The sequence below is a fragment of the Pedococcus sp. P2_E2 genome, from assembly GCF_056403955.1.
The window spans coordinates 277,691-300,541 of sequence record NZ_JBFUEM010000005.1 but is presented as its reverse complement, the minus strand read 5'-3'; the positions used below and the strand labels follow the sequence as shown (position 1 = coordinate 300,541).

General features: G+C 69.3%; 21 protein-coding genes and 1 tRNA gene. 9 read left to right on the top strand and 13 right to left on the bottom strand.

The features are described 5' to 3' along the window. Nucleotides 1-20: 20 nt before the first annotated feature. The 5 genes from AC1DWR_RS12735 to gyrB all read right to left on the bottom strand — a co-directional run bounded on the left by AC1DWR_RS12735 (nt 21) and on the right by gyrB (nt 5,799). On the bottom strand, nt 21-140 hold the full coding sequence (locus tag AC1DWR_RS12735) for a DLW-39 family protein (RefSeq protein WP_477614228.1): 120 nt from the start codon (nt 138-140) through the stop codon (nt 21-23). A 43-nt stretch (nt 141-183) separates the two neighbouring features. After that, nucleotides 184-260, bottom strand: a tRNA-Ile gene (locus AC1DWR_RS12730). Between the two features lie 152 nt (nt 261-412). Continuing rightward, nucleotides 413-874, bottom strand: coding sequence for a DUF3566 domain-containing protein (locus AC1DWR_RS12725; RefSeq protein ID WP_477624564.1), 462 nt, complete (start codon nt 872-874; stop codon nt 413-415). A gap of 56 nt (nt 875-930) precedes the next feature. Further along, complete coding sequence (gene gyrA, locus AC1DWR_RS12720) at nt 931-3,597, bottom strand: DNA gyrase subunit A (protein ID WP_477624563.1); 2,667 nt, start codon at nt 3,595-3,597, stop codon at nt 931-933. Between the two features lie 90 nt (nt 3,598-3,687). Continuing rightward, nucleotides 3,688-5,799, bottom strand: coding sequence for a DNA topoisomerase (ATP-hydrolyzing) subunit B (gyrB, locus tag AC1DWR_RS12715; protein ID WP_477614225.1), 2,112 nt, complete (start codon nt 5,797-5,799; stop codon nt 3,688-3,690). A gap of 336 nt (nt 5,800-6,135) precedes the next feature. Here gyrB and AC1DWR_RS12710 point away from each other — a divergent pair, with 336 nt between their 5' ends. After that, the gene (locus tag AC1DWR_RS12710; protein WP_477614224.1) at nt 6,136-6,744 is read left to right on the top strand and encodes a hypothetical protein; all 609 of its coding nucleotides are present in this window, start codon (nt 6,136-6,138) and stop codon (nt 6,742-6,744) included. 21 nt (nt 6,745-6,765) lie between these two features. On the opposite strand, the gene AC1DWR_RS12705 is transcribed toward AC1DWR_RS12710, so the two are convergent. The 7 genes from AC1DWR_RS12705 to dnaA all read right to left on the bottom strand — a co-directional run bounded on the left by AC1DWR_RS12705 (nt 6,766) and on the right by dnaA (nt 14,719). Beyond that, nucleotides 6,766-7,869, bottom strand: coding sequence for an alcohol dehydrogenase catalytic domain-containing protein (locus AC1DWR_RS12705; protein ID WP_477614223.1), 1,104 nt, complete (start codon nt 7,867-7,869; stop codon nt 6,766-6,768). Between the two features lie 13 nt (nt 7,870-7,882). Then, the gene (locus AC1DWR_RS12700; protein WP_477614222.1) at nt 7,883-8,329 is read right to left on the bottom strand and encodes an acyl-CoA thioesterase; all 447 of its coding nucleotides are present in this window, start codon (nt 8,327-8,329) and stop codon (nt 7,883-7,885) included. Between the two features lie 25 nt (nt 8,330-8,354). Continuing rightward, nucleotides 8,355-8,960: a DciA family protein gene (locus AC1DWR_RS12695; RefSeq protein WP_477614221.1), complete on the bottom strand. Its 606-nt coding sequence runs from the start codon at nt 8,958-8,960 to the stop codon at nt 8,355-8,357. Continuing rightward, nucleotides 8,953-10,155: a DNA replication/repair protein RecF gene (recF, locus tag AC1DWR_RS12690; RefSeq protein WP_477614220.1), complete on the bottom strand. Its 1,203-nt coding sequence runs from the start codon at nt 10,153-10,155 to the stop codon at nt 8,953-8,955. Before recF ends, AC1DWR_RS12695 begins: the two co-directional genes overlap by 8 nt. 32 nt (nt 10,156-10,187) lie before the next feature. Beyond that, the gene (gene gnd / locus AC1DWR_RS12685) at nt 10,188-11,291 is read right to left on the bottom strand and encodes a phosphogluconate dehydrogenase (NAD(+)-dependent, decarboxylating) (RefSeq protein ID WP_477614219.1); all 1,104 of its coding nucleotides are present in this window, start codon (nt 11,289-11,291) and stop codon (nt 10,188-10,190) included. Between the two features lie 97 nt (nt 11,292-11,388). Then, the gene (dnaN, locus tag AC1DWR_RS12680; protein WP_477614218.1) at nt 11,389-12,522 is read right to left on the bottom strand and encodes a DNA polymerase III subunit beta; all 1,134 of its coding nucleotides are present in this window, start codon (nt 12,520-12,522) and stop codon (nt 11,389-11,391) included. 703 nt (nt 12,523-13,225) lie between these two features. Then, a complete protein-coding gene (gene dnaA / locus AC1DWR_RS12675) occupies nt 13,226-14,719 on the bottom strand; it encodes a chromosomal replication initiator protein DnaA (RefSeq protein ID WP_477614217.1) in 1,494 nt (497 codons plus the stop codon). A gap of 496 nt (nt 14,720-15,215) precedes the next feature. On the opposite strand from dnaA, the gene rpmH reads away from it, so the two are divergent. From rpmH to AC1DWR_RS12635, 8 genes are all read left to right on the top strand, one after another. After that, complete coding sequence (rpmH, locus tag AC1DWR_RS12670; protein WP_140739978.1) at nt 15,216-15,353, top strand: 50S ribosomal protein L34; 138 nt, start codon at nt 15,216-15,218, stop codon at nt 15,351-15,353. Continuing rightward, nucleotides 15,292-15,732, top strand: a complete 441-nt coding sequence (gene rnpA, locus AC1DWR_RS12665) for a ribonuclease P protein component (RefSeq protein WP_477614216.1) — start codon at nt 15,292-15,294, stop codon at nt 15,730-15,732. The genes rpmH and rnpA overlap by 62 nt, the downstream gene beginning before the upstream one ends. Continuing rightward, complete coding sequence (gene yidD / locus AC1DWR_RS12660) at nt 15,729-15,989, top strand: membrane protein insertion efficiency factor YidD (RefSeq protein ID WP_477624562.1); 261 nt, start codon at nt 15,729-15,731, stop codon at nt 15,987-15,989. Before rnpA ends, yidD begins: the two co-directional genes overlap by 4 nt. A gap of 102 nt (nt 15,990-16,091) precedes the next feature. Then, nucleotides 16,092-17,111 (top strand): membrane protein insertase YidC, encoded by a 1,020-nt coding sequence (gene yidC, locus AC1DWR_RS12655; protein WP_477614214.1) that lies wholly within the window; start codon nt 16,092-16,094, stop codon nt 17,109-17,111. Between the two features lie 11 nt (nt 17,112-17,122). Further along, the gene (locus tag AC1DWR_RS12650) at nt 17,123-17,851 is read left to right on the top strand and encodes a Jag family protein (protein WP_477614213.1); all 729 of its coding nucleotides are present in this window, start codon (nt 17,123-17,125) and stop codon (nt 17,849-17,851) included. A 217-nt stretch (nt 17,852-18,068) separates the two neighbouring features. After that, nucleotides 18,069-18,710 carry a 16S rRNA (guanine(527)-N(7))-methyltransferase RsmG gene (gene rsmG, locus AC1DWR_RS12645; RefSeq protein ID WP_477614212.1) on the top strand — a complete coding sequence of 214 codons (642 nt, stop codon included), beginning with the start codon at nt 18,069-18,071 and terminating at the stop codon, nt 18,708-18,710. Nucleotides 18,711-19,024: 314 nt separating this feature from the next. Continuing rightward, nucleotides 19,025-20,140, top strand: a complete 1,116-nt coding sequence (locus AC1DWR_RS12640; protein ID WP_477614211.1) for a ParA family protein — start codon at nt 19,025-19,027, stop codon at nt 20,138-20,140. Between the two features lie 11 nt (nt 20,141-20,151). After that, on the top strand, nt 20,152-21,372 hold the full coding sequence (locus AC1DWR_RS12635) for a ParB/RepB/Spo0J family partition protein (protein WP_477614210.1): 1,221 nt from the start codon (nt 20,152-20,154) through the stop codon (nt 21,370-21,372). Between the two features lie 119 nt (nt 21,373-21,491). Here the strand turns inward: AC1DWR_RS12635 and AC1DWR_RS12630 are convergent, their stop codons facing one another. Continuing rightward, nucleotides 21,492-22,703, bottom strand: coding sequence for an N-acetylmuramoyl-L-alanine amidase (locus tag AC1DWR_RS12630; RefSeq protein WP_477614209.1), 1,212 nt, complete (start codon nt 22,701-22,703; stop codon nt 21,492-21,494). Nucleotides 22,704-22,851: the final 148 nt, after the last annotated feature.

Here is a 22,851-nt window from a genome sequence, read left to right as displayed (position 1 = left end):
TGTTGCCCGGTTTTAGTTGCCTAGTTCGGGGAGTCCGTCGCCTCGGCCCAGAGGTCCTTCTCGGCCTTCTGGGCCTTGAGCTTCCGCTGGATTGCCGTGGCGCCGATGGCCGTCACGATGAGGAGCAGGAGCTTCTTCATGGGCCGTCGCCTTCCCTCGCAGAGCAACCGCGGGGATCGGGATTGGTGGGCCTAACAGGACTTGAACCTGTGGCCTCTTCCTTATCAGGGAAGCGCTCTAACCGTCTGAGCTATAGGCCCGTGAGCCCAATCTCCGCTGCGCCACGGGAGGTGGCGCGAGGCACGAGGTTACAGCACGGGCATCCGCACAACCAAAACGGTTACCGCCCACCGACCTGTGCAGGTCAGCGGGCGGTTTCCGGTATGCCGTGAGGCCGGGTTTCGGGGCCGGCTCAGTCGTCGGTGAGGGTGAGCTGGAGGCCGCCGACCAGGGCCGAGCAGATGTTGTAGAGGAAGGCGCCGAGCGTCGACAGGGCGGTCAGCAGGATGACGTCGATGACCCCGATGACGATCGACAGGGACAGCACCCGGCCGAAGCCGAGGAAGTCCATGATGTCGAACGGGTTCTGCGAGTCGCTGATGATTGTGCCGACCAGGCGGTTGACCTCGCTGAAGACCCCCATGCCGGACAGGATCATCCACAGCACCGCCACCATCACGACGCCGGCGATGCCCAGGGCCACCGAGATGAGGAACGACATCTTCATCGCCGACCACGGGTCGACGCGCGAGACCGTGAGCTTGACGCGTCGGGCGCGGGCGGCCGCGGCGGCGGACTGGGAGCCCGTCGGGCGACCCTGCGCGCCGGCAGGGCGTGCGGCGCCCGGGGTCGGGCCCGCCTGACCCTGGCTCACAGTGGGGGCGGAACCTCCCTGGGGGAGGGCCGACCTGCTGGTCTGGCCTGCCGTGCTCACTCGCTACCTCCACTGGGGTCGCTCTCAGGTGCGTCGGACGCCTGCTCGGCACCACCGGCAACCTGCTCGTCTCCCGACGACGTTACGGCATCTTCGGCCGAGGAGGCGCCTTCAGTCGTCGCGTCGGACACACCAACTGCGTCAACTGCGCCGACGACTCCGCCCTCGACAGCCTCGGCGTCGACGACCTCGCCCTCGTCCACGGCGCGTTCGGGATTTCTCGCCAGCGCGACGACCGAGTCACCGGTGCCGGGGTTGGCGAACTTCATGCCCTGGGTGTTGCGGCCACGCCGCGTGACCGGGCTCACCGGCATACGCACGATGTTGCCCTTGCCCATGATGACCAGGACCTCGTCGTCCTCGCCGACCGTGAGGGCGCCGACCAGGTCACCGTTGCGCTCGGTGATCTTCGCGACCGCGACACCGAGGCCTCCCCGGCCCTTGGCGTTCCAGTCCGAGGCCGGCGAGCGCTTGGCCATGCCGTTCTCGAAGACCACGAACACGTCGGGGTCCTCGCCCTCGTGGATGACGCTCAGCGACAGCAGCGAGTCGTCGCCGCGGAACCGCATGCCCGTCACCCCGCTCGTCGCGCGACCCATCGGCCGGAGCTGGGCGTCGGTCGCGTGGAAGCGGACCGACTGCGCCTTGCGCGAGACCAGCAGGAGGTCGTCGGTCGGCGACGCGAGGTCTGCGGCCACGAGCTCGTCGCCCTCCTTGAGGTTGACAGCGATGAGGCCGCCGCTGCGGGGGGAGTCGTAGTCAGCCAGTCGCGTCTTCTTGACCAGGCCGTTCTTGGTGGCGAGCACGAGGTAGGGCTGCTGGGCGTAGTCGCGCACGTCGAGGACCTGGGCGATCTTCTCGTCGGGCTGGAACGCGAGCAGGTTGGCCACGTGCTGGCCCTTGGCATCACGCCCGGAGTCCGGCAGCTCGTAGGCCTTGGCGCGGTAGACCCGGCCGAGGTTGGTGAAGAAGAGCAGCCAGTGGTGCGACGTCGTGGTGAAGAAGTGGTCCACCATGTCGTCGCCGCGCAGCTGGGCACCGCGGACGCCCTTGCCGCCCCGGCCCTGCGAGCGGTAGGCGTCGACCCGGGTGCGCTTGGCGTAGCCACCACGGGTGATGGTGACGACCACGTCCTCCTCGGGGATGAGGTCCTCCATCGACATGTCGCCGTCGAAGAACTCGATCCGGGTGCGCCGGTCGTCGCCGAACTTGTCGACGATGTCGCCGAGCTCGGTGGACACGATGGTTCGCTGACGCTCCGGCTTGGCCAGGATGTCCTCGAAGTCCAGGATCATCGCCTCGAGCTCGTTGTGCTCGTCGATGATCTTCTGGCGCTCGAGGGCGGCGAGGCGGCGCAGCTGCATCTCGAGGATGGCGCGGGCCTGGAGCTCGTCGATGCCGAGGAGCTCGATCAGGCCGTCTCGGGCCGACTCGACGGTGGGCGAGCGCCGGATGAGGGCGATGACCTCGTCGAGGGCGTCGAGCGCCTTGAGCAGGCCACGCAGCACGTGGATCTGGGCCTCGGCCTTGCGCAGCCGGAACGTCGTCCGCCGCTGGATGACCTCGATCTGATGGTCGACCCAGTGCCGGATGAACGCGTCGATCGGCAGGGTGCGCGGCACCCCGTCGACGAGGGCGAGCATGTTGGCGCCGAAGTTGTTCTGCAGCTGGGTGTGCTTGTAGAGGTTGTTCAGCACGACCTTGGCCACGGCGTCGCGTTTGAGCACGATGACCAGGCGCTGGCCGGTGCGACCAGAGGTCTCGTCGCGGATGTCGGCGATGCCCGAGAGGCGGCCGTCCTTGATGAGCTCGGCGATCTTCTGGGCAAGGGTGTCGGGGTTGACCTGGTAGGGCAGCTCGGTGACCACGAGGCACTGCCGGCCCTGGATCTCCTCGACCTCGACCACCGCGCGCATGATGACCGAGCCACGGCCGGTGCGGTAGGCGTCCTCGATGCCCTTGCGACCCAGGATCAGCGCGCCGGTCGGGAAGTCGGGGCCGGTGATCCGTGCGAAGACGGCGTCGAAGGTCTCCTCGCGAGTCGCGTCGGGGTGCGCGAGCAGCCACTGGGCCGCGTCGGCGACCTCACGCAGGTTGTGCGGCGGGATGTTGGTGGCCATGCCGACCGCGATGCCGGAGCTGCCGTTGACGAGCAGGTTGGGGAACCGGCTCGGCAGGACGACGGGCTCCTGCGTCTTGCCGTCGTAGTTGTCGCGGAAGTCGACCGTGTCCTGGTCGATGTCGCGGACCATCTCCATGGCCAGCGGCGCCATCCGGCACTCGGTGTACCGCGGGGCGGCGGCCGGGTCGTCGCCCGGGCTGCCGAAGTTGCCCTGGCCGTCGACCAGTGGGTAGCGCAGCGACCAGTCCTGCACGAGCCGGACGAGGGCGTCGTAGATCGAGGAGTCTCCGTGCGGGTGGTACTGACCCATCACCTCACCGACGACGCGGCTGCACTTGTTGTAGCCGCGGTCGGGCCGGTAGCCACCGTCGAACATCGCGTAGACGACGCGCCGGTGCACCGGCTTGAGGCCGTCCCGCACGTCGGGCAGCGCGCGGCTCACGATCACCGTCATCGCGTAGTCGATGTAGCTGCGCTGCATCTCGGTGTTGAGGTCGACCGCTTCGGTGCGGTCGTACTCGATCGGCGGTATCTCAGTCATGAATTCCCTTGTCCGTCATGCCATTCAACAAAGCAGTGGGTATGCCGGGTGGCGGGTTCCACGTGAAACGTGGCCACCGGCATACCGGGGTCAGATGTCCAGGAACCGCACGTCGCGGGCGTTGCGCTGGATGAAGCCGCGCCGGGACTCGACGTCCTCGCCCATCAGGATCGCGAAGATCTCGTCGGCGGCCGCCGCGTCGTCGAGGGTGACCTGGAGGAGCACTCGGTGATCGGGGTCCATCGTGGTCTCCCACAGCTCCTGGTAGTCCATCTCACCGAGACCCTTGTAGCGCTGGATGCCGGCGTCCTTGGGCAGTCGCCAGCCCTGGCCGAGTCCCGCCTGGACCATGGCGTCGCGCTCACGGTCGGAGTAGGCGAACTCGTGCGGGTGGTTGCTCCATTTGAGCCGGTAGAGCGGGGGCTGCGCGAGGTAGACGTAGCCCTCCTCGATCAGCGGGCGCATGAACCGGAACAGCAGCGTCAGCAGGAGGGTGCGGATGTGCAGGCCGTCGACGTCGGCATCGGCCATCAGCACGATCTTGTGGTAGCGCGCCTTGGTCTTGTCGAAGTCCTCGCCGATGCCGGTGCCGAACGCCGAGATCAGCGCCTGCACCTCGTTGTTGGCGAGCACCTTGTCGATGCGAGCCTTCTCGACGTTGAGGATCTTGCCGCGGATCGGCAGGATCGCCTGGTTGTGCGGGTTGCGACCGCGAACCGCCGAGCCGCCGGCCGAGTCACCCTCGACGATGAAGACCTCGGAGATCGCGGGGTCCTTGCTCTGGCAGTCGCGCAGCTTGCCCGGCAGACCACCCGACTCGAGCAGGCCCTTGCGTCGCGTCGCCTCGCGCGCCTTGCGGGCGGCCATGCGAGCGGCCGCGGCCTGGACCGACTTGCGGACGATGTCCTTGCCCTCGACCGGGTGGGCCTCGAGCCAGTGGCCGAACTCGTCGGTCATCGCGCGCTGGACGAAGCCCTTGACCTCGGAGTTGCCGAGCTTGGTCTTGGTCTGGCCCTCGAACTGCGGCTCGCCGAGCTTGACCGACACGACGGCGGTCAGGCCCTCGCGGATGTCGTCGCCGGTGAGGTTGTCGTCCTTCTCCTTGAGGAGGTTCTGCTTGCGCGCGAAGTCGTTGATGAGCTTGGTCATCGCCGCGCGGAAGCCCTCCTCGTGGGTGCCGCCCTCGTGGGTGTTGATCGTGTTGGCGTAGGTGTGCACCGACTCGGAGTAGGCGGTGGTCCACTGCATGGCCAGCTCGAGCGACAACTGGCGCTCGGTGTCCTCGGACTCGATCGAGATGATCTCGGCGTGCACCGGCTCGGACTTCTTCGAGGTGACGAGGTGGGTGACGTAGTCGACCAGGCCGTTGTCGTACTTGTAGGAGACCTTGCGCTGCTTCTTCTCGCTGACGTCGACCGTGTCGGCGTCCTCGGCGCGCTCCGGCTCGCGCTCGTCGGTGAGGTTGATGCGCAGCCCCTTGTTGAGGAACGCCATCTGCTGCATCCGGGCGCGGATCGTCTCGAAGTCGTAGGTGGTCGTCTCGAAGATGCCACCGTCGGCCCAGTAGGTGATGGTCGTGCCGGTGCGGTCGGACGCCTCCATCTTCTCCAGGGGGGCGACCGCCTCACCGCGGTCGAAGGTGACCCGGAAGACGTGGCCCTTCTGGAAGACCTCGACGTCGAGCCGGGTCGACAGGGCGTTGACCACGGAGGAGCCGACGCCGTGCAGGCCACCGGACACCTTGTAGCCGCCGCCACCGAACTTGCCACCGGCGTGCAGCTGGGTGAGCACGAGCTCGACCGCCGACTTGCCCTCGGCCGGGTGGATGTCGGTGGGGATGCCGCGGCCGTTGTCGGCGACGCGCACGCCGCCGTCGGCCAGCAGGGTCACGTCGATGGTGTCGGCGAAGCCGGCCAGCGCCTCGTCGACCGAGTTGTCGACGATCTCCCAGACGAGGTGGTGCAGCCCTCGCTCACCCGTGGACCCGATGTACATGCCGGGACGCTTGCGCACCGCCTCGAGACCCTCGAGGACCGTGATCTGGCTGGCGTCGTACTCTGACCCGGGAGCGGCGCCGGCGAGGTCGGCCTCGACCACCTCGCGGGCCGCCTCTGCCTGGGCGGCGGTGAGGTTCTCGGTGGTGGGGGGTGTGGTGCTGTCTGCGGGGGCGTTCTGGTCTGGCGTGTGGTCAGCCTCGGACACGGTGCTCCTTCTCCGGTGGCGCAGCGACCAGGGGTGTCCCCCGTGGTCGCTGAACCCGCTCATGGCACGCGACCAGACTGGGAACCAGCTGGTCGCGAATTCACTCCAGAGTCTACCTGTCGGGACTGTCATAACTCACGTCAGGAGGCCCGGGAACGCGGATTTGGGACAAAAAAGTGCCCTCGCACGGGTGGGGATACGCGGACGGCCCCCTGAGCGCCCGATTCAGGCGTTTCTGGTCCGCCGTCGACCCACGACCGCCGGCCGCCGACCGCCTACCGCCGGATCCTCGACAAACCACCCACTCGCTGGCTCCCGGCTCCCTATCCTGCGGACGTGCGACCTCGTCGGGCCTTCGCGGCGGTCCTCGCCGCGCTCATCATCGGTGGCGCCGGCGGGCTGGGTGGGATCTGGGTCGTGGACCGGGTCCTCGAGCGGGCGCGGGCGCCGCACGAGGTCGTGGTCGCGAGCCCGCCGCTCCGCTTCGAGGTCCCCCACGACTGGCACGCGGCCGATCGCCACGGAGACCCGGCCGACGAGTGGGTCAAGCAGTCCGCCGCCCTCCAGCGCCTGACCCCCGAGGACTACCTGGCCGGCCTCGAGGCGACCGTCGTCGCCACCGAGGTCGGACCGGCATCGGGCGGCCGCGGGCAGAGCCTCGACGTGCAGCGCACCACGTTCGCCGCCCTGCCCACGCGCGAACAGGTCACCCAGCAGCTGGCCGGCCAGGGGATGCGGGTCGACGACGTGCGCAGCGTGACCACCCCGGCCGGTCCCGTGGTCGTGAGCAGGACGACCCTGGTGCTGCCCGTCGGCAGCGTCTCGATGGAACTGCTCCACGTCGTCAGCGCCGGTCACGTGGTCGTGATCACCATCAGCGCCGTGGACGGCGGAGACGTCGAGCTGGTCACCTCCGGCGTCCTCGCGACCCTGCGCACCTCCTGACGAGGCGCCCCTGGTCTCGGATCAGAAGATGATGACCTGACGGACCGCTCGGCCCGCGGCGAGCTCGTCCATCGCGGAGTTCACGTCGTCGAGCCCGATCCGCGCCGACACCAGCGCCTCGACGGGGAGCCGACCCTCGCGCCACCACCGGGCGAAGACCGGGATGTCGCGCGCCGGCACCGCGGAGCCGAGGTAGCTGCCGGTCACGGTCTTCGCCTGGGCCACCAGGGCCAGTGGCGAGATGCTCGCCCGCGCGCAGGGGTGGGGGAGCCCGACGGTCACCGTCCTGCCACCCGGTGCGGTCGCGTCCAGCGCGGCCTCGAAGGCTGGCACTGTGCCGGCTGCCTCGACCACGACGTCGGCGGTGGCCCCGGTGCCAGCCAGCTCGTCGGGACTGAGAGCCCGCGTGGCACCGAGCTCGAGCGCCCGCTGACGCTTGGACTTCATCGTGTCGACGGCGACGACGTCACCGGCTCCGAGCGCGATCGCCGTGAGCAGGGCCGCCATCCCGACCCCGCCGAGGCCCACCACCATCACTGTCTGCCCGGACTCGGGAGGCGCCGCGTTGAGCAGCGCCCCTCCCCCCGTGAGCACGGCACACCCGAGCACTGCGGCCACCTCCGGCGGCACGTCGTCATCGACCGCGACCACGGACCTGGTGTCCACCACTGCGTGGGTCGCGAACGCCGACACCCCCAGGTGGTGGTGCACGGGAGCTCCGTCGCGGGACAGCCGTCGCCCGCCGCCGAGCAGCTCGCCGGCGTTGTTGCTCGCGGAACCCGGACCACACGGCATACGCCCGCCGGTGGCGCAGCCGGCGCACTCGCCGCACCGGGGCAGGAAGGTCAGCACCACCCGCTGGCCCACGACGAGGTCGGTGACTCCCGGACCCAGCCGCTCGACGCGGCCCGACGCCTCGTGGCCCAGCAGCATCGGCACCGGACGGGCGCGGTTGCCGTCCACCACCGAGAGGTCGGAGTGGCAGACCCCGGCGGCCTCGATGCGCACGAGCACCTCGCCGGCCTCGGGAGGGTCGAGGTCCAGGGGGCCGACGGTGAGGGGTCGGCTGGCCGCGTAGGGAGCAGCGCGCCCGACCTCCTCGAGGACCGCGCCGGTGACCTGCATCAGCGCCCCTGCATCAGCGGGCCTGCACGGCCTGGTCGAGCAGGTGGCGCACGACCTCCGGGATGGGCACGGTGCCGCGTGAGTCGCGGTCGATGTAGACGTGCACCCAGTGGCCGAGCGCCGCGAGCTCGGCGTCCTGGGCGTCGAACAGGCCCAGGGCGTAGGTGATGCTGCTGCGCCCGAGACGTTCCACGCGGACGCCGACGTCGAGCGGCCGCGGGTACTCCAGCTCGCGGAAGAAGCGGCAGCCCGACTCGGCCACGACCCCCAGCTCCGGCAGCGCCATCACGTCGGCGCCCGTCCCCGTGATCAGCCAACCGTTGATCGCCGAGTCGAAGAGCTCGTAGTAGACGGCGTTGTTGAGGTGGCCGTACATGTCGTTGTCCGACCAGCGCGTCGTGACCCGCACGACGTGGTCGAAGTGCGCGCGGGTGAGCATTCGGTCAGCATCGGCCGTCATGCGTCGATCCTAGGCAGCGGTCGGCTCAGCCGTAGGTGTCGCGCGGGCCCGGCCCGGTCGACCGGCGAGGGCCCTTGGACCAGGACGGTGCGCTCGGGCCGACGATCTTCAGGGCGGTGACGGTGCCCTTGCCGACCTCCCCCTCGAGGCGGGACATGATCGAGGACTCCAGGAGCTTGAGCTGCGTGGCCCAGGCGGTCGAGTCGGCCCGGACCGTGAGGATCCCGTACTCGAACGTCACCGGCGTGCAGTGCTGGGCAACCTCTTGACCGACGATGTCCGGCCACCGCCCCATCACGGACCCGACCGCCACGTCGACCTTCCACCCGCGGTCGGCCATCAACCGGTCCATCTGGTCACCGAGCAGCAGCGGGTCGCGCCGATCCGTCTTCGCCCCCGGCGACTGGACACCGATCTGGCGGCGCCGCATGGGCTTGAGTCCCGGTCGAAGCCCCTTCTCGCGAGCGGCCGCCCGGGCCCGCGACAGCGCGGCCCCCGCGGCGTCGTCGACCAGGGCGGTGGGGTCCGGCTCGACGCCGGGGGCCGGTTCGCTGCCCGGCTCGACGTCCGGTTCGATGTCCGGTTCCGCTCCCGACTCCGGTCCCGGCTCGGGCAGGGTCTCGTCACTCACGCCTGGTCACCTCCCCGAGGCTCACCGCAAAGGTCTGTCCCACCAGGCTCTTCGGCACGTCGGCATCGACCGCGGCCGTGATCAGCACCTGCTCGCAGTCGGCGACCATGGTCGCGAGCCGCTCGCGACGGCCGGTGTCGAGCTCGGCGAAGACGTCGTCGAGGATGAGGACCGGGTCCTCACCGAGGTCGTGCCGCAGCAGCTGGTATGCCGCGAGCTTGAGTCCCAGCGCGAACGACCAGCTCTCGCCGTGGCTGGCGTAGCCCTTGGCCGGCAGCTCACCGAGCGACAGCACGAGGTCGTCCCGGTGCGGTCCGGCGAGGGAGATGCCCCGCTCGACCTCCTTGTCGCGCGCCTCCTCGAGGGTGCCCAGGAGCTCGGCGCGCAGCGCATCGATCTCCGGGACCTCGCCGGCAGCCAGGGACGCGGCAGCCGCTTCGCGCAGGCTGCTCTTGTAGGAGACTCGCGCGTCGGACTGACCGGCGCTCACCTCGTCGTAGGCCTTGGCCAGGTAGGGACCCAGGTCACGCAGCAGCCGCAGGCGGGCGTAGAGCAGTTGGGACCCGACCGTGGCGAGGTGGTCGTTCCAGATGTCGAGGGTGTGCAGGGCGGTCGCGCGGGCGTCGTCGACGGGCTCGTCGCTCGGTCGCGAGGGCGGTCGGCGCCGGGATCCCCTGCGCAGCAACGGTTGCGCAGACTTCAGGAGCGCGTTCCGCTGCTTGAGGATCTTGTCGTAGTCGCTGCGCACCCCGGCCCAGCGCGGCTGGCGGGCGACCAGCAGGTCGTCGAGGAAGCGACGGCGCTCCGACGGGTCGCCCTTGACGAGCGCGAGGTCCTCGGGCGCGAAGAGCACCGTGCGCAGGGTGCCCAGCACGTCGCGCGGCCGGGACACGGGGGACCGGCCCAGTCGCGCCCGGTTGGCCCGGCCCGGGTTGAGCTCCAGCTCGAGCATCGTCTCGCGACCACCCCGCATCACGGCCCCGCGGATCACCGCCTGCTCGGCACCGAACCGCACCAGCGGCTGGTCGGTCGACACCCGGTGGCTGGACAGGGTGGCGAGATAGCCGATGGCCTCGACGAGGTTGGTCTTGCCCTGGCCGTTCAGGCCGACCAGCGTGGTGACACCGGGCTCGAGGGGCAGGTCGGCGGCGGTGTAACTGCGGAAGTCGGCAACCGTGAGGTGCCGGACGTACACAGGCGGCTAGGACTCGTCGCGGCGCAGCAGGCTCATCGCGCCGCGCGCTTGCTCGCCGACGCCGACCGCGCAGACCCCGACGGTGCAGACCCCCGCGTCGAGCCGGTGCCCGAGGAGGGACCGGCCGAGGCTGCCTTGCGACCCTTCGCAGCCGCCTTGGCAGGGCTCTTGGTCGGCTTCTCCTTCGTGGCGGCCTTCGCCGCGACCGCCTTCTCGTGCTTCGGGGCTCCCTCGGCGCGGAGCTTCTCGCCCTCGGCGACCGACATCACCTGGTGTCCACCGAAGCCACCGCGCAGCGCCGCGACGGCCTGCATGGTCGGGGACTCCTGCTGGCGGGAGGCGAACCGGGAGAACAGCGACGCCGAGATGACCGGCATCGGGACCGAGTTGGCGATCGCCTCCTCGACTGTCCAGCGACCCTCGCCCGAGTCGACGGTGTAGCCGGAGACGTCCTCGAGGTGCGGGTTCTTCTCCAGGGCATCGACCAGCAGGTCGAGCAGCCAGGACCGGACGACCGTGCCGCGGGTCCAGGCCTTGAAGGCGCCCGGGACGTCGGTGACGATGTCCTTGGCCTCGAGCAGCTCGTAGCCCTCGGCATACGCAGCCATCAGGCCGTACTCGATGCCGTTGTGGACCATCTTGGTGTAGTGCCCGGCGCCGACCTTGCCGGCGTGGACGAAGCCCTCCTCGCGCGGACCCTCGGGCCGCAGGGCGTCGAAGATCGGCATCGCCTTGCGCACGTTGGCAGCCGAACCGCCGACCATCAGGCCGTAGCCGTTGTCCAGGCCCCAGATGCCACCGCTGACCCCGCAGTCGAGGTAGCCGATGCCCTTGGCCTTCAACAGCTTCTCGTTCTCGAAGTCATCGGTGAACCGGCTGTTGCCGCCGTCGATGACCATGTCGCCCTTGTCGAGCAGCTTGGCCAGCTGGGCCACCGTGTCGGTCGTCGGCGCGCCCGCGGGGACCATCACCCACACCGTGCGCGGGGCGTCGAGTGCCTTGACGAGGGCGGCCAGGGTCTTGACGTCCGCCACCGCAGGGTTGCGGTCGAAGCCGACGACTTCGTGCCCGGCGCGGCGGATCCGCTCGCGCATGTTGCCGCCCATTTTGCCGAGACCGATCAGACCGAGCTGCATGTGACGACTCCCGTTCGTGTGGGTGGTTCGGTATGCCGCCACGCTGGCTTCGCGGCATACCTCGCGGTGCGCGTGCTCAGGCTACGCCCGGGGGCGGTCAGCTCGCGAAGCGAACGGGCATCAGGACGTAGCGGTAGGAGCTGTCGGCGTCGCCGTCGAGCTCGTCCTGGCCGGACAGCACCGCCGGGCGTGACGGCTGGGTGAAGGAGAACCGTGAGTAGTCGGTGCCGACCGCGCCGAGTCCGTCGAGCAGGAACTGCGGGTTGAACGCGATCTCGATCTCGGGACCGGTGAGGGTCGACTCGACGGCCTCGGAGGCCTGGGCGTCGTCACCGGTGCCGGCCTCGATGGCCACCTGGCCGTCGGAGAACTTCAGGCGCACCGGGGTGTTGCGCTCGGCCACGAGGGCGACCCGCTTCACGGCCTCGATGAGCTCGGAGGTCTTGAGGACGGCCTCGGTGTCGACCGTCGTGGGGAAGATCGAGGTGACCTTGGGGTACTCACCGTCGAGCAGGCGGGTGGTGGTGCGGCGCTGCCCGGCCTCGAAGCCGACCAGCCCGTCGCCACCGGCCGACGAACCGAGGGCGACCTCGATCGACCCGGAGGCGCCGAGTGCCTTGGCCGTCTCGGACAGGGTGCGGGCCGGGACCAGGGCCAGGTGGCTGGCGTCGGTGGCCTCGGGGTTCCAGGTCAGCTCACGCATGGCCAACCGGTAGCGGTCGGTGGCGAGGAGCGTCATCTTGTCGCCGTCGATCTCGACGCGGACGCCCGTGAGGATCGGCAGGGTGTCACCGCGGTCGGCGGCGATCGCGACCTGGGCAACGGCCTGGGTGAAGACGTCGCCGGCGATCGTGCCGCTCGCCGTGGGGGAGATCGGCAGCGTGGGGTAGTCGTCGGCCGGCATCTGCATCAGGCTGAAGCGCGAGGACCCGCAGACCACGGAGACCTTGTTGCCCTCGGTGGCGATGTCGACCGGCTTCGTGGGGAGGTTGCGGGAGATGTCGGCGAGCAGTCGGCCCAGGACGAGCACCGTGCCGCCCTCGGCGACCTCGGCCGCGACGGTGATCTTGGCGGAGACCTCGTAGTCGAAGGCCGAGAGGGTCAGGGTGCCCTCGTCGTTCGCCTCGATGAGGACACCGGCGAGGACGGGCACCGGGGGACGGGCCGGGAGGCCACGGGCCACCCAGGTCACGGCGTCGGCGAGGACCTCACGTTCGACCCGAAACTTCACCGTGACTACCTGCCCTTTCGCACGCGGCCCCGCCGCCGAACTTCAAGAATGTGACTTCACAAATGTGATTGCGCACTGACCCTAGTGCTCACGATGCACTCGGCCAACCCGGATGGGGCAATCCGTCCCAGCTGTTTCCTCCGTGTCATTTCAGTGGGTAGCGGTGTGGTCTGGAGGTGGGCAGGGTCAGGATTGGTACTCGGGGCTGGATGGCTGATGGGAGATGGGTAGTCGTTGTCATAGGGGGTGTGGATCCTGTGGACGACCGACATCGGTGCAGGTCAGCGCGGCGCGTCCCCTGTGCATGCCGGGTGGACAAGCGGTGGCACAACCTGGGCCGGGTTGTGGAGGCGCCGGCTGCGCCCACACGGTCTCCACACGGCATACCCCGGTTGTCCCCAGCTGAAGGCTGGTCGTGCACGGGTTGTCCACCGGTTGTCCACAGGGGTGGATGTGCGGGGAAACGGCTCCGGAACAGAAATCATCCGTTTGGTGGATAGGCGTAGGGCCGAACCACATACCCACAGAGTTGTCCACAGGTGTGGACCATGGGTCGGGTTCCTCAAATGTCCGAATCTGCTGCGGGATTCGTGCTCACCTGAGCACGAACTCGACTGAGGTGTCGGGGAGGTGAACAGGCCCCCACACCTGTGCACAAGGCTGTGGACAACCAGTTCCTGGTGCAGAGAAGTCGGATCGGGCGTCAGCGAGACTGCTGCTTGATCCTGTTGGTCAGCTCGGTGACCTGGTTGTAGATCGCGCGCCGCTCGGCCATCAGCTGGCGGATCTTCTTGTCGGCGTGCATGACCGTGGTGTGGTCACGGCCACCGAACTGCTGCCCGATCTTGGGCAGGGACAGGTCGGTCAGCTCGCGGCACAGGTACATCGCGATCTGGCGGGCCGTGACCAGGACCCGCGAGCGCGACGTGCCGCAGAGGTCCTCGATGGTCAGCCCGAAGTAGGCCGCGGTCTGGGCCATGATCGTCGCGCTGGTGATCTGGGAGCCCTGCTCGTTGGGGATCAGGTCCTTGAGGACGATCTCGGCCAGGCCCATGTCGACGCTCTGCCGGTTGAGGCTGGCGAAGGCCGTGACGCGGATCAGGGCGCCCTCGAGCTCGCGGATGTTGGTCGAGATGCGGCTCGCGATGAACTCGAGCACGTCGTCGGGCGCGCTCATGCGTTCCTGGATGGCCTTCTTGCGCAGGATCGCGATCCGGGTCTCGAGGTCGGGCGGCTGGACGTCCGTCAGCAGGCCCCACTCGAACCGGCTGCGCATGCGTTCCTCGAAGCCGGACAGCAGCTTGGGCGGCAGGTCACTGGTGATCACGACCTGCTTGTTGGCGTTGTGCAGCGTGTTGAAGGTGTGGAAGAACTCTTCCTGCGTCTGCACCTTGCCCTGCAGGAACTGGATGTCGTCGATGAGGAGCACGTCGACGTCGCGGTAGCGGCGCTGGAAGTTGCTCGCCTTGTCGTCGCGGATGCTGTTGATGAAGTCGTTGGTGAACTCCTCGGAGTTCACGTAGCGCACCTTGACGTGCGGGTAGAGGTTGCGCGCGTAGTGCCCGATGGCGTGCAGCAGGTGGGTCTTGCCCAGCCCGGACTCGCCGTAGACGAACAGCGGGTTGTACGCCTTGGCCGGCGCCTCGGCCACCGCGACGGCGGCCGCGTGGGCGAACCGGTTGCTCGCGCCGATGACGAAGGTGTCGAAGGTGTACTTGGGGTTGAGTCGAGTCGCCGACTCGTCGGTGACGCTCATGACCTCGTCGCGCGGGCGGCGCTGCGCCTCGGCGGGCGGCGTCAGCGGGTAGACGTTGTCCACCGAGAGGTGGGCAGGCGGCTGGCCGTGCGGCTGGCCAGGCTGGGCGAGGGGAGGGATCGACAGGGGCTGCTCGTCGACGTAACCCGTGGTGTCCTCACCGTGGTGCGCCTCGTCCAACGAGGTGTCGACGGTGACGGCCAGCTGCACCTGCTCGCCGAGCTGGGAGGACAGTGCCTGGGTCACCGCGTCGCGCACCCGCTGCTCGACGACGTCCTTGGTGTACTCGTTCGGCACCTTGACCAGGGCGGTTCCGTCGAGCAGTCCGGCGAGGCGGGCCAGCGTGAGGAACGCGCGTTCGCGGGCCGGGAGTCCGTCGGCGTCGAGGGTGGCGATGGTGTTCTGCCAGATCTGCGTGTAGTCCAGATCTGTGTCACTCACCGGTCCCACATCCCTTTCGACGGTTTGGCTGCCCTGTCGCAGGGTCATGGTGTCTGTCCCCTGTGCCTCATCGACACTGTGCCTTATCCACATAGTTATCCACAACCTGTGGGCAAGGGATGGGACGAGGAGGGACGGTAACAACAGCGGCGCAGGGCGGCAACCGAAACGGCGGAAATTGGGTCTCGTTCGGGGAAATTGGTGCCCTACGCACGGCGTGTCTGGGTCGAAATGGCCAAGAGTGGGTGCTATTGGCGCCTCGCCAGCCCAGCTGTTCCCCGCGGTTTGCCGCGTGGCCGGCGCTGGTTTGACCCTGCGGTGGGCGCTCGCGTACCTTGGAACCGGCCTGTCGGCCGTTTTCGCATGCCCGTGACGCCCTGGATCCTTGGTGCCAGCCACCGAGGATCGGTTCTCGCGGGTCTCCGATTGCGGCCGACCACCCAGCCGCCCATGCACTCAGCAGGCCACCCGGGCCTGATCAGTAACGGAGATCCTCGTGAGCAAGCGTACTTTCCAGCCGAACAACCGTCGTCGGGCCAAGACCCACGGCTTCCGCCTGCGTATGCGGACCCGTGCGGGTCGCGCCATCCTGTCGGCCCGCCGCGCTAAGGGCCGCACCGAGCTCTCCGCCTGAGGCCGACCCCGTGCTGCCCGCGGGGCACCGGCTCCGTGCGAGTTCGGACTTCGCGGCCACCTTTCGGGGGCCCAGGGGAGCCCGAGCTGGCTCCACGCTGATCGTGGTCCACGCCAACCAGGCCGACGCGCGTGCGGGACAACCGCCGCGGGTCGGTTTTGTTGTCTCCAAAGCCGTCGGCGGAGCGGTGGTCCGCAACCGCACCAAGCGCCGGCTGCGGGCGCTGATGGCGGCTCGGGTTCGCGCACTGCCGCTTGGTACGGATCTCGTGATTCGCGCGAATCCTGTTGCGGCGCAAGCGAATTCGTCGTCACTGGGCGTCGAGCTGGATGGTCTCCTCGCTCGGGTGACCGCACGACTCGGGGCGGGGCGCGCGTGAGCACGCTCAAGCGGGTGACCGCGGCACCCCTGATCGGGCTCCTGCTCTTCTACCAGCGCTTCATCTCACCGATGACGCCCCCGACCTGCCGGTACTACCCCTCCTGCTCGGCCTACGCCGTCACCGCGATCCGGCGCTTCGGTCCGGTCAAGGGAACCTGGCTGGCCGCCAAGCGGTTGGCTAGGTGCCACCCCTGGGCAGCAGGTGGGGTCGACCACGTTCCAGCACCACCCCCGCACGCCGCCCACGCCGCCTAGCGGCAAGGCACCAGACCTGCCGGCCGCGCGGCATACCCACTGCGCGGCCGGAACCACCGGTGGACCGTCACCTCGACGGCCCACCACCAGATTGAGGACGACATGAGTTTCAGTGATCTGATCTTCCCGTTCGAGTGGATCGTCTCGTGGATTCTTTTCGGTTGGCACTGGGTGTTCACGAACCTGCTCGGCATCCCGTCGGACTCCGGCGTCGCGTGGACGTTGTCCATCGTCGGCCTCGTGGTGGTGATGCGGGCCGCGATGATCCCGCTGTTCGTCAAGCAGATCCACGCGTCGCGGCGGATGCAGCTCATCCAGCCCGAGATGCAGAAGATCCAGGCCAAGTACAAGGACAAGAAGGACCCGGACTCCCGTCAGGCGATGACGCAGGAGACGATGGACCTCTACAAGCGCACGGGGACCAACCCGTTCAGCTCGTGCCTGCCGATCCTGCTGCAGTCACCGTTCTTCTTCGGACTGTTCCGCGTGCTCAACGGGCTCAAGAAGATCGCCGACGGCACGAACGATCCGATCGGCCCGATCTCGGCCAAGCTCGCCGGTGAGGCGGAGTCGTCGACGTTCTTCGGTGCACAGCTGTCCGACAAGTTCGTCGGAGCGAACAGCCTCACCGTCCAGATCGTCACTGTCGTGCTCATCATCGCCATGTCTGCCAGCACGTTCACCACCCAGCGCCAGCTGATGATGAAGAACATGCCGGCCTCGGCGCTGGACAACCCGTTCGCCAAGCAGCAGAAGATGCTGCTCTACCTGATGCCGATCTTCTTCGCGATCTCCGGCGTCAACTTCCCGATCGGTGTCCTCCTGTACTGGCTCACCACCAACGTGTGGTCGATGTGCCAACAGTTCTACGTGATCCGCAAGATGCCCGCCCCCGGCTCCCTCGCGGAGAAGGCGATGCAGGAGCGGCGGCGCAAGAAGGGCAAGCCGATCGAGGAGTTCACCGTCAAGGGGCTCGACAAGGTGGAGGACACCGAGGCGCCCAAGGCGGGCGGTCAGCGCGTCCAGCCTTCGCGGAACAAGAAGAAGAAGGGTGCCGCAGGTCCGGCCAAGAAGCCGGCGCCCAGCTCCACCACAGACACCAAGCCCCAGACCGACAACTGAGAGTGACCACCATGACCGAGCACAACAACACCGTCGTGGACGACACCCAGACCACTGAGACGTCCATCGACGAAGGCACCGACCAGGGCACCGGCGAGGGCCCCGACCAGGGCACCGGCGAGGGGACCGATCAGGGCACCGACGAGCACACCGATCAGGGGGTCGATCAGCTCACCGACCAGGGCGCCGACGACTCCGACGACTCCGACGACACGGCAGCGGACGCGCCCTCTGACCACGAGCACGGGGCGCCGCGGCGTCGCCCGGCCAAGGTGGCCGACCTCGAGCGTGAGGGCGAGGTGGCGGCGGACTTCCTGGAGACCCTGCTCGACATTGCCGACCTCGATGGCGACATCGACGTGGACGTGGACGGCGACCGTGCCGCGGTGTCCATCGTCGACTCCGACGAGGGCCGGGTGCCTCGGCGCCTGGTCGGCCAGGACGGCAAGGTGCTCGACGCGCTCCAGGAGCTGACCCGGCTCGCCGTCCAAGCGGCCACCGGAGAGCGCAGCCGACTGATGCTGGACGTAGCCGGCCACCGGGCCGAGCGCCGTGCGTCCTTGGTCGAGGTCGCGCGCGGCGTCATCGAGCAGGTCAAGGCGACGGGCGAGCAGGCCTCTCTCGAGCCGATGACGGCTTTCGAGCGCAAGGTCGTTCATGACGAGGTCCTCGCTGCCGGTCTCACGTCCGAGTCCGACGGCGTGGAGCCCCGCCGCTTCGTCGTCGTCCTGCCGGCGTGATCGCGCCGCAGGCGAGTGTGTTTCACGTGAAACAGAGCGCATGACGGCGCACGAACGCACCGACGACGGGCGCGGGACCGGGGAGACCGGGACCGCGCCCGTCGCGTCGTCGACGGGTCCCGCCGCTCCTCCAGCCGTTTCAGACCCAACCGCTTCAGCCCCGCCCGCGTCAGACCCAGCGGCTCCGGCTCCGGTGGCACCACCGGCGGCTGCGGCAGTGTTCGGTACGCACCTGGCCCTGGCCGAGCGGTTCGCCGCGATCCTGGCGGACACCGGGGTTTCGCACGGTCTGATCGGCCCCCGCGAGGTGCCGATTCTCTGGGACCGGCACATCCTCAACTGTGCGGTCGCGCACGAGGCCTTCCCCGAGGGGGTGGCCGTGGTCGACGTGGGTTCCGGAGCCGGGTTGCCCGGTTTGGCCCTGGCCATCGTGCGGCCTGACCTGCACCTGCACCTGGTCGAGCCCATGTTGCGTCGCACCACGTGGCTCTCGACCACGATCGACGAGCTCGGCCTCTCCAACTGCACGGTCCACCGGGGCCGGGCCGAGGAGTTCAACGGGGTGCTGACGGCGCCCTATGCCACCGCGCGAGCGGTCGCCCGCATTGACAAGCTCGCCCGGTGGACCTTCCCGCTGCTGGCCGACGACGGCACCCTCGTGGCCCTCAAGGGCGAGTCCGCCGCCCAGGAACTGGCCGCCGAGGAGAAGGTGCTGCGCAGGCTCGGAATGACCTCAGCGCGGGTCGTGACCTTCGGCGCCGGCCTGCTCCCCGTGCCCACCACCACGCTGCAGCTCACGGTGGGCGCTCGTCCGGCAGCCAAGCGCGGTCCCGCGCGACGCGCCAGGAACCGGACCTGATCAACCCTGCTGACAGGGCGCTGCCTCCCGCGTTGTGACGCACGCGCGAACTAGGGTTGGATGATGCCCATGGCCAACGAGGAGACTGCGTGAGCACAGCAACGCTGCACTTGACCAGGGGGCTCGGATGGCCGCAACGGCCGGACCGCCCCAGCAGCGCACTCGGGTGGCCGGCAGGGGACCGGAGGTCGCAGAGCGACCCGGCTTCACGTGAAACGGAGCAGCTCTCCACCGCGACGACAGCGCTGGACGAGCGCGCGGGGCAGGCCGAACCGACGGCGAACGGTACGACCATCACGACAGGTGACGCCTCCATGACCGGCACAGTCGACAGCAATACGGCCTCTGTTTCACGTGAAACAAACGGCGCCCGCGACCTCCATCCCGACGCCCACGCGGGCACCCACCCCAGCACCCACCCCGTGGATTCGGCCGCGGCTGAGGAGGCGCTGGCGGCCGTTGTTTCACGTGAAACGGACGAGCGTGAGGAACTGGCCTCCTCCTTGCCGACCGCTGACCGGGACACCCCCTTGGCGCAGGCCGTCGCCGCTGATGCCCGCAAACGAATAGCCCTCACCGGGCGAGTCTTCCCCAAGCCGACGGCGACGCGCGTCCTGACCGTGGCCAACCAGAAGGGCGGGGTAGGCAAGACCACCACCACCGTGAACGTCGCGGCGGCGCTGGCCCAGGCGGGCTTGACCGTGCTGGTCATCGACATCGACCCGCAGGGCAATGCGAGTACGGCCCTCGGTATCGACCACCACGCCGAGGTGCCGAGCATCTACGACGTGCTCGTCGACGGCACACCGATGGCGGATGTTGTCCAGGAGTGCCCGGACATCCCCGGCCTGTGGTGTGCGCCGGCCACGATCGACCTCGCCGGCGCGGAGATCGAGCTCGTCTCGCTGGTTGCGCGCGAGACCCGCCTCCAGAAGGCGATCGCGGCGTACCTGGAAGCGGACGCCGACACCGATCGCCCGGCGCCGGACTACGTCCTGATCGACTGCCCCCCGAGTCTGGGCCTGCTGACGGTCAACGCCTTCGTCGCCGCCCAGGAGGTCTTTATCCCGATCCAGTGCGAGTACTACGCGCTCGAGGGTCTCTCACAGCTGCTCAAGAACATCGAGCTGATCCGCAACCACCTCAACCCGTCATTGCACGTGTCGACCATCCTGCTGACCATGTACGACGGCCGGACCCGCCTGTCGGCCCAGGTCGCCGAGGAGGTGCGCAACCACTTCCCGGCGCAGGTCCTGCGCAACACCGTGCCTCGCTCGGTGCGCATCTCGGAGGCGCCGAGCCACGGCCAGACCGTGATGACCTACGACCCCAACTCCAGTGGCGCCCTGTCCTACCTGGGCGCGGCTGCTGAGCTTGCCGATCGCGGCGCCGCCACCGCCGACCACTCGACCGCGTCCACGCAGAACTGAGAGAAGACACCATGAGCGAGAAGCGCCGCGCACTCGGCAGGGGCCTGGGTGCCCTGATCCCCAACGCCCCGACCTCCCCCAATGGCCGTCCCGTGGACGTCTTTTTCCCTGACCAGCGTCCCGGCGCGACGGCGTATGCCGGTGGGACGCCGTCCGGGCGCGACGGTGCCGGCGAGGCCTCGGCTGGGGCAGGGACGACCACGACGACGATGGAGCCGACCAGCGACGCCGGTCACGGTCCGGACGGGGTGTCCGACGATGACCGTGCTGCCGGCAACGGGCAGGCCCGCACCGGTGAGGCGTCAGGCTCGGGTGACGCGAGCGACACCGACGACGCAGATGGCGCGGTGGCGGCAGACACGGACAACCCGCACGGGCTGGCGCCGGTCCCGGGAGTCTCCTACGGCGAGATCCCGGTCGAGCAGATCCGCCCCAACCCGCGTCAGCCCCGGTCGGTCTTCGACGAGGACGACATGGCCGAGCTGGTGCACTCCATCTCCGAGATCGGGGTGCTTCAGCCGATCGTCATCAGGCCCATTCCTGCAGGTCAGGGGCCCGACCAGCTCGACAACGCCCCCGAGGGCGTGCGCTACGAGCTCATCATGGGTGAGCGCCGCTGGCGCGCCTCGCAGGAGGCTGGGCGGGCTACCGTGCCAGCGATCGTCAAGGAGACCGAGGACGACGACCTCCTGCGGGACGCCCTCCTGGAGAACTTGCACCGCAGCGAGCTGAACGCTCTCGAGGAGGCGGCGGCCTACCAGCAGCTGCTCGAGGACTTCGGCTGCACCCACGACGAGCTCGCCGCTCGGATCGGCCGTTCCCGGCCCCAGATCTCCAACACGCTGCGGCTGCTGAAGCTGCCGCCGCTCGTGGCCCGCCGCGTGGCTGCGGGCGTGCTGTCGGCCGGCCACGCGCGGGCCCTGCTGTCGCTGCCCGACGGTGCCGCGATGGAGCGCGTCGCGCAGCGGATCGTGGCCGAGGGCCTGAGCGTCCGCAACGTCGAGGAGATCGTCGCCGTCGGCGGGCCGGACGACGTGGCCAAGCCGCGACGCCCGCGCGCGGGCAACCGGCACCCCCAGCTCGACGACCTGGCGGCCCGGCTGTCCGACCGGTTCGACACCCGGGTCAACATCGCCCTGGGTCAGCGCAAGGGCAAGCTGACGGTCGAGTTCGCCTCGGTCGAGGACCTCAACCGGATCGTCGACATGCTCGGCCTCGACCGCCGCAGCTAGGACCGAAGTAGCTAGGACCGCAGACCGACCGACCGCCGCGACCGCGGGCTTGGAGTAGGTCGGCTGCTGCTCAGCGGTCGGGGAATTCCCTTGGGGGAGTAGCCGATTCGTGGTCGTTGTCAGCTGTGTGAGGCGAGGTAGGCGCGCAGGTCGCCGAGTCTCAGGACGCCCGTCGTGGCGGTGTCGTCATCTCCCAGGTAGAGCCGCTGCAGGCTGACCAGCACGGCCTCGGCGATCGTGTCGCGGAACGCCGGGTCGGCCAGGCGTGCGGCGTCGCTGGGGTGGGACAGGTAGCCGGCCTCGATGCGCACGGCAGGCATCCGGGTCTGCTGCAGCAGGGCCCAGGAGCGGCCGTGCGAGCGGCAGTTCTCGAGACCGGTGCGCGCCACGACTTCGCGCAGCACCAGGTCGGCGAGGTGCTCACCGACGGCCGACCACGACGTCTTGCGGTCGCGGCCGAAGAAGAAGGTGGCGACCCCGCTGGCCTCGGCGGCATCGTGGGAGTCGCAGTGCAGTGAGAGCACGAGGTCGGCGCCGGCATCGTTGGCCAGGGCGGCCCGCTCGTCCTCGGTCGGGCAGGTGTGCTCGGTTCGGGTGTAGACGACCGAGACGCCGATGGCGGTCAGCCGACCCTCGATCCGGCGGGCGAGGTCCATGACCAGCTCTGCCTCGACCAGCCCGTGGGCCACGGCGCCGGAGTTGCTGCCACCGTGGCCCGGGTCGAGCACGACGGTGCGGCCACTCAGGCTGTGCCCGGAGCGGCGGACCAGCTCCTGCTCGCGCAGCACGTTGGCCGAGCCCCCCGACACCGAGCGACGCAGGTCCTTGAAGGCACGCAGCGTGTCGGGACCGACCGATCCGTCACCGGAGAGGCCGTAGGCGCGCTGGAAGCTGCGCACCGCACGCTCCGTCTCGGGCCCGAAGCGGCCGTCGACGCGGCCAGCGGCGAAGCCGAGGGTGTTGAGCCGCTCCTGCAGGGTGACGACGTCCTCCCCGCGCAGCAGGTGACCCGGCGTGTGCATGAGGATCCGGTCGCCGAGGGCCCAGCGGGCACCGTCGATGGCCGTGAACGTCTCGACCCCGACCACCCCGTCGACGATCAGCCCCTTGTGCTGCTGGAAGGCCCGCACCGCACGCTCGAGGGAAGCGTCGAACAGGGCGGGGTCGAACGGGGTCTGGTCCCCCTCGCCAGCGTCCTCGGCGTCAGGGCCGCCGAGGTGTGGCGGTTCGGGCAGCTGGTCGAGTGGCAGCGCTGCCAGCCTGGCTCGCACGTCCACGACGGCGGGTCCGTGGCTGCCGAGGCCGAGCAGGCCGCTCTTGCTGTCGGACACTCGACCTCCTCGGGTGATCGCGCACCCAGCCAGGTTCTTGGCCGGTGTGCGGGTGGCTGGCTGTTGGGGTATTTGTGCAGGTCAGCGGTGGTGCGCCCGGGTTGCGGGGCATGGTGGCTGACGCCCGAGCCTAAGTCAGAACCGGGCT

Excerpts from the sequence above, each read along its gene's own strand:
- AC1DWR_RS12735 (WP_477614228.1), bottom strand. The coding sequence starts at position 140 with ATGAAGAAGCTCCTGCTCCTCATCGTGACGGCCATCGGCGCCACGGCA.
- gyrA (WP_477624563.1), bottom strand. The coding sequence starts at position 3,597 with ATGACTGAGATACCGCCGATCGAGTACGACCGCACCGAAGCGGTCGAC.
- AC1DWR_RS12705 (WP_477614223.1), bottom strand. The coding sequence starts at position 7,869 with ATGCAGGTCACCGGCGCGGTCCTCGAGGAGGTCGGGCGCGCTGCTCCC.
- AC1DWR_RS12700 (WP_477614222.1), bottom strand. The coding sequence starts at position 8,329 with ATGACGGCCGATGCTGACCGAATGCTCACCCGCGCGCACTTCGACCAC.
- gnd (WP_477614219.1), bottom strand. The coding sequence starts at position 11,291 with ATGCAGCTCGGTCTGATCGGTCTCGGCAAAATGGGCGGCAACATGCGC.
- yidC (WP_477614214.1), top strand. The coding sequence starts at position 16,092 with ATGAGTTTCAGTGATCTGATCTTCCCGTTCGAGTGGATCGTCTCGTGG.
- AC1DWR_RS12650 (WP_477614213.1), top strand. The coding sequence starts at position 17,123 with ATGACCGAGCACAACAACACCGTCGTGGACGACACCCAGACCACTGAG.
- AC1DWR_RS12640 (WP_477614211.1), top strand. The coding sequence starts at position 19,025 with ATGACCGGCACAGTCGACAGCAATACGGCCTCTGTTTCACGTGAAACA.
- AC1DWR_RS12635 (WP_477614210.1), top strand. The coding sequence starts at position 20,152 with ATGAGCGAGAAGCGCCGCGCACTCGGCAGGGGCCTGGGTGCCCTGATC.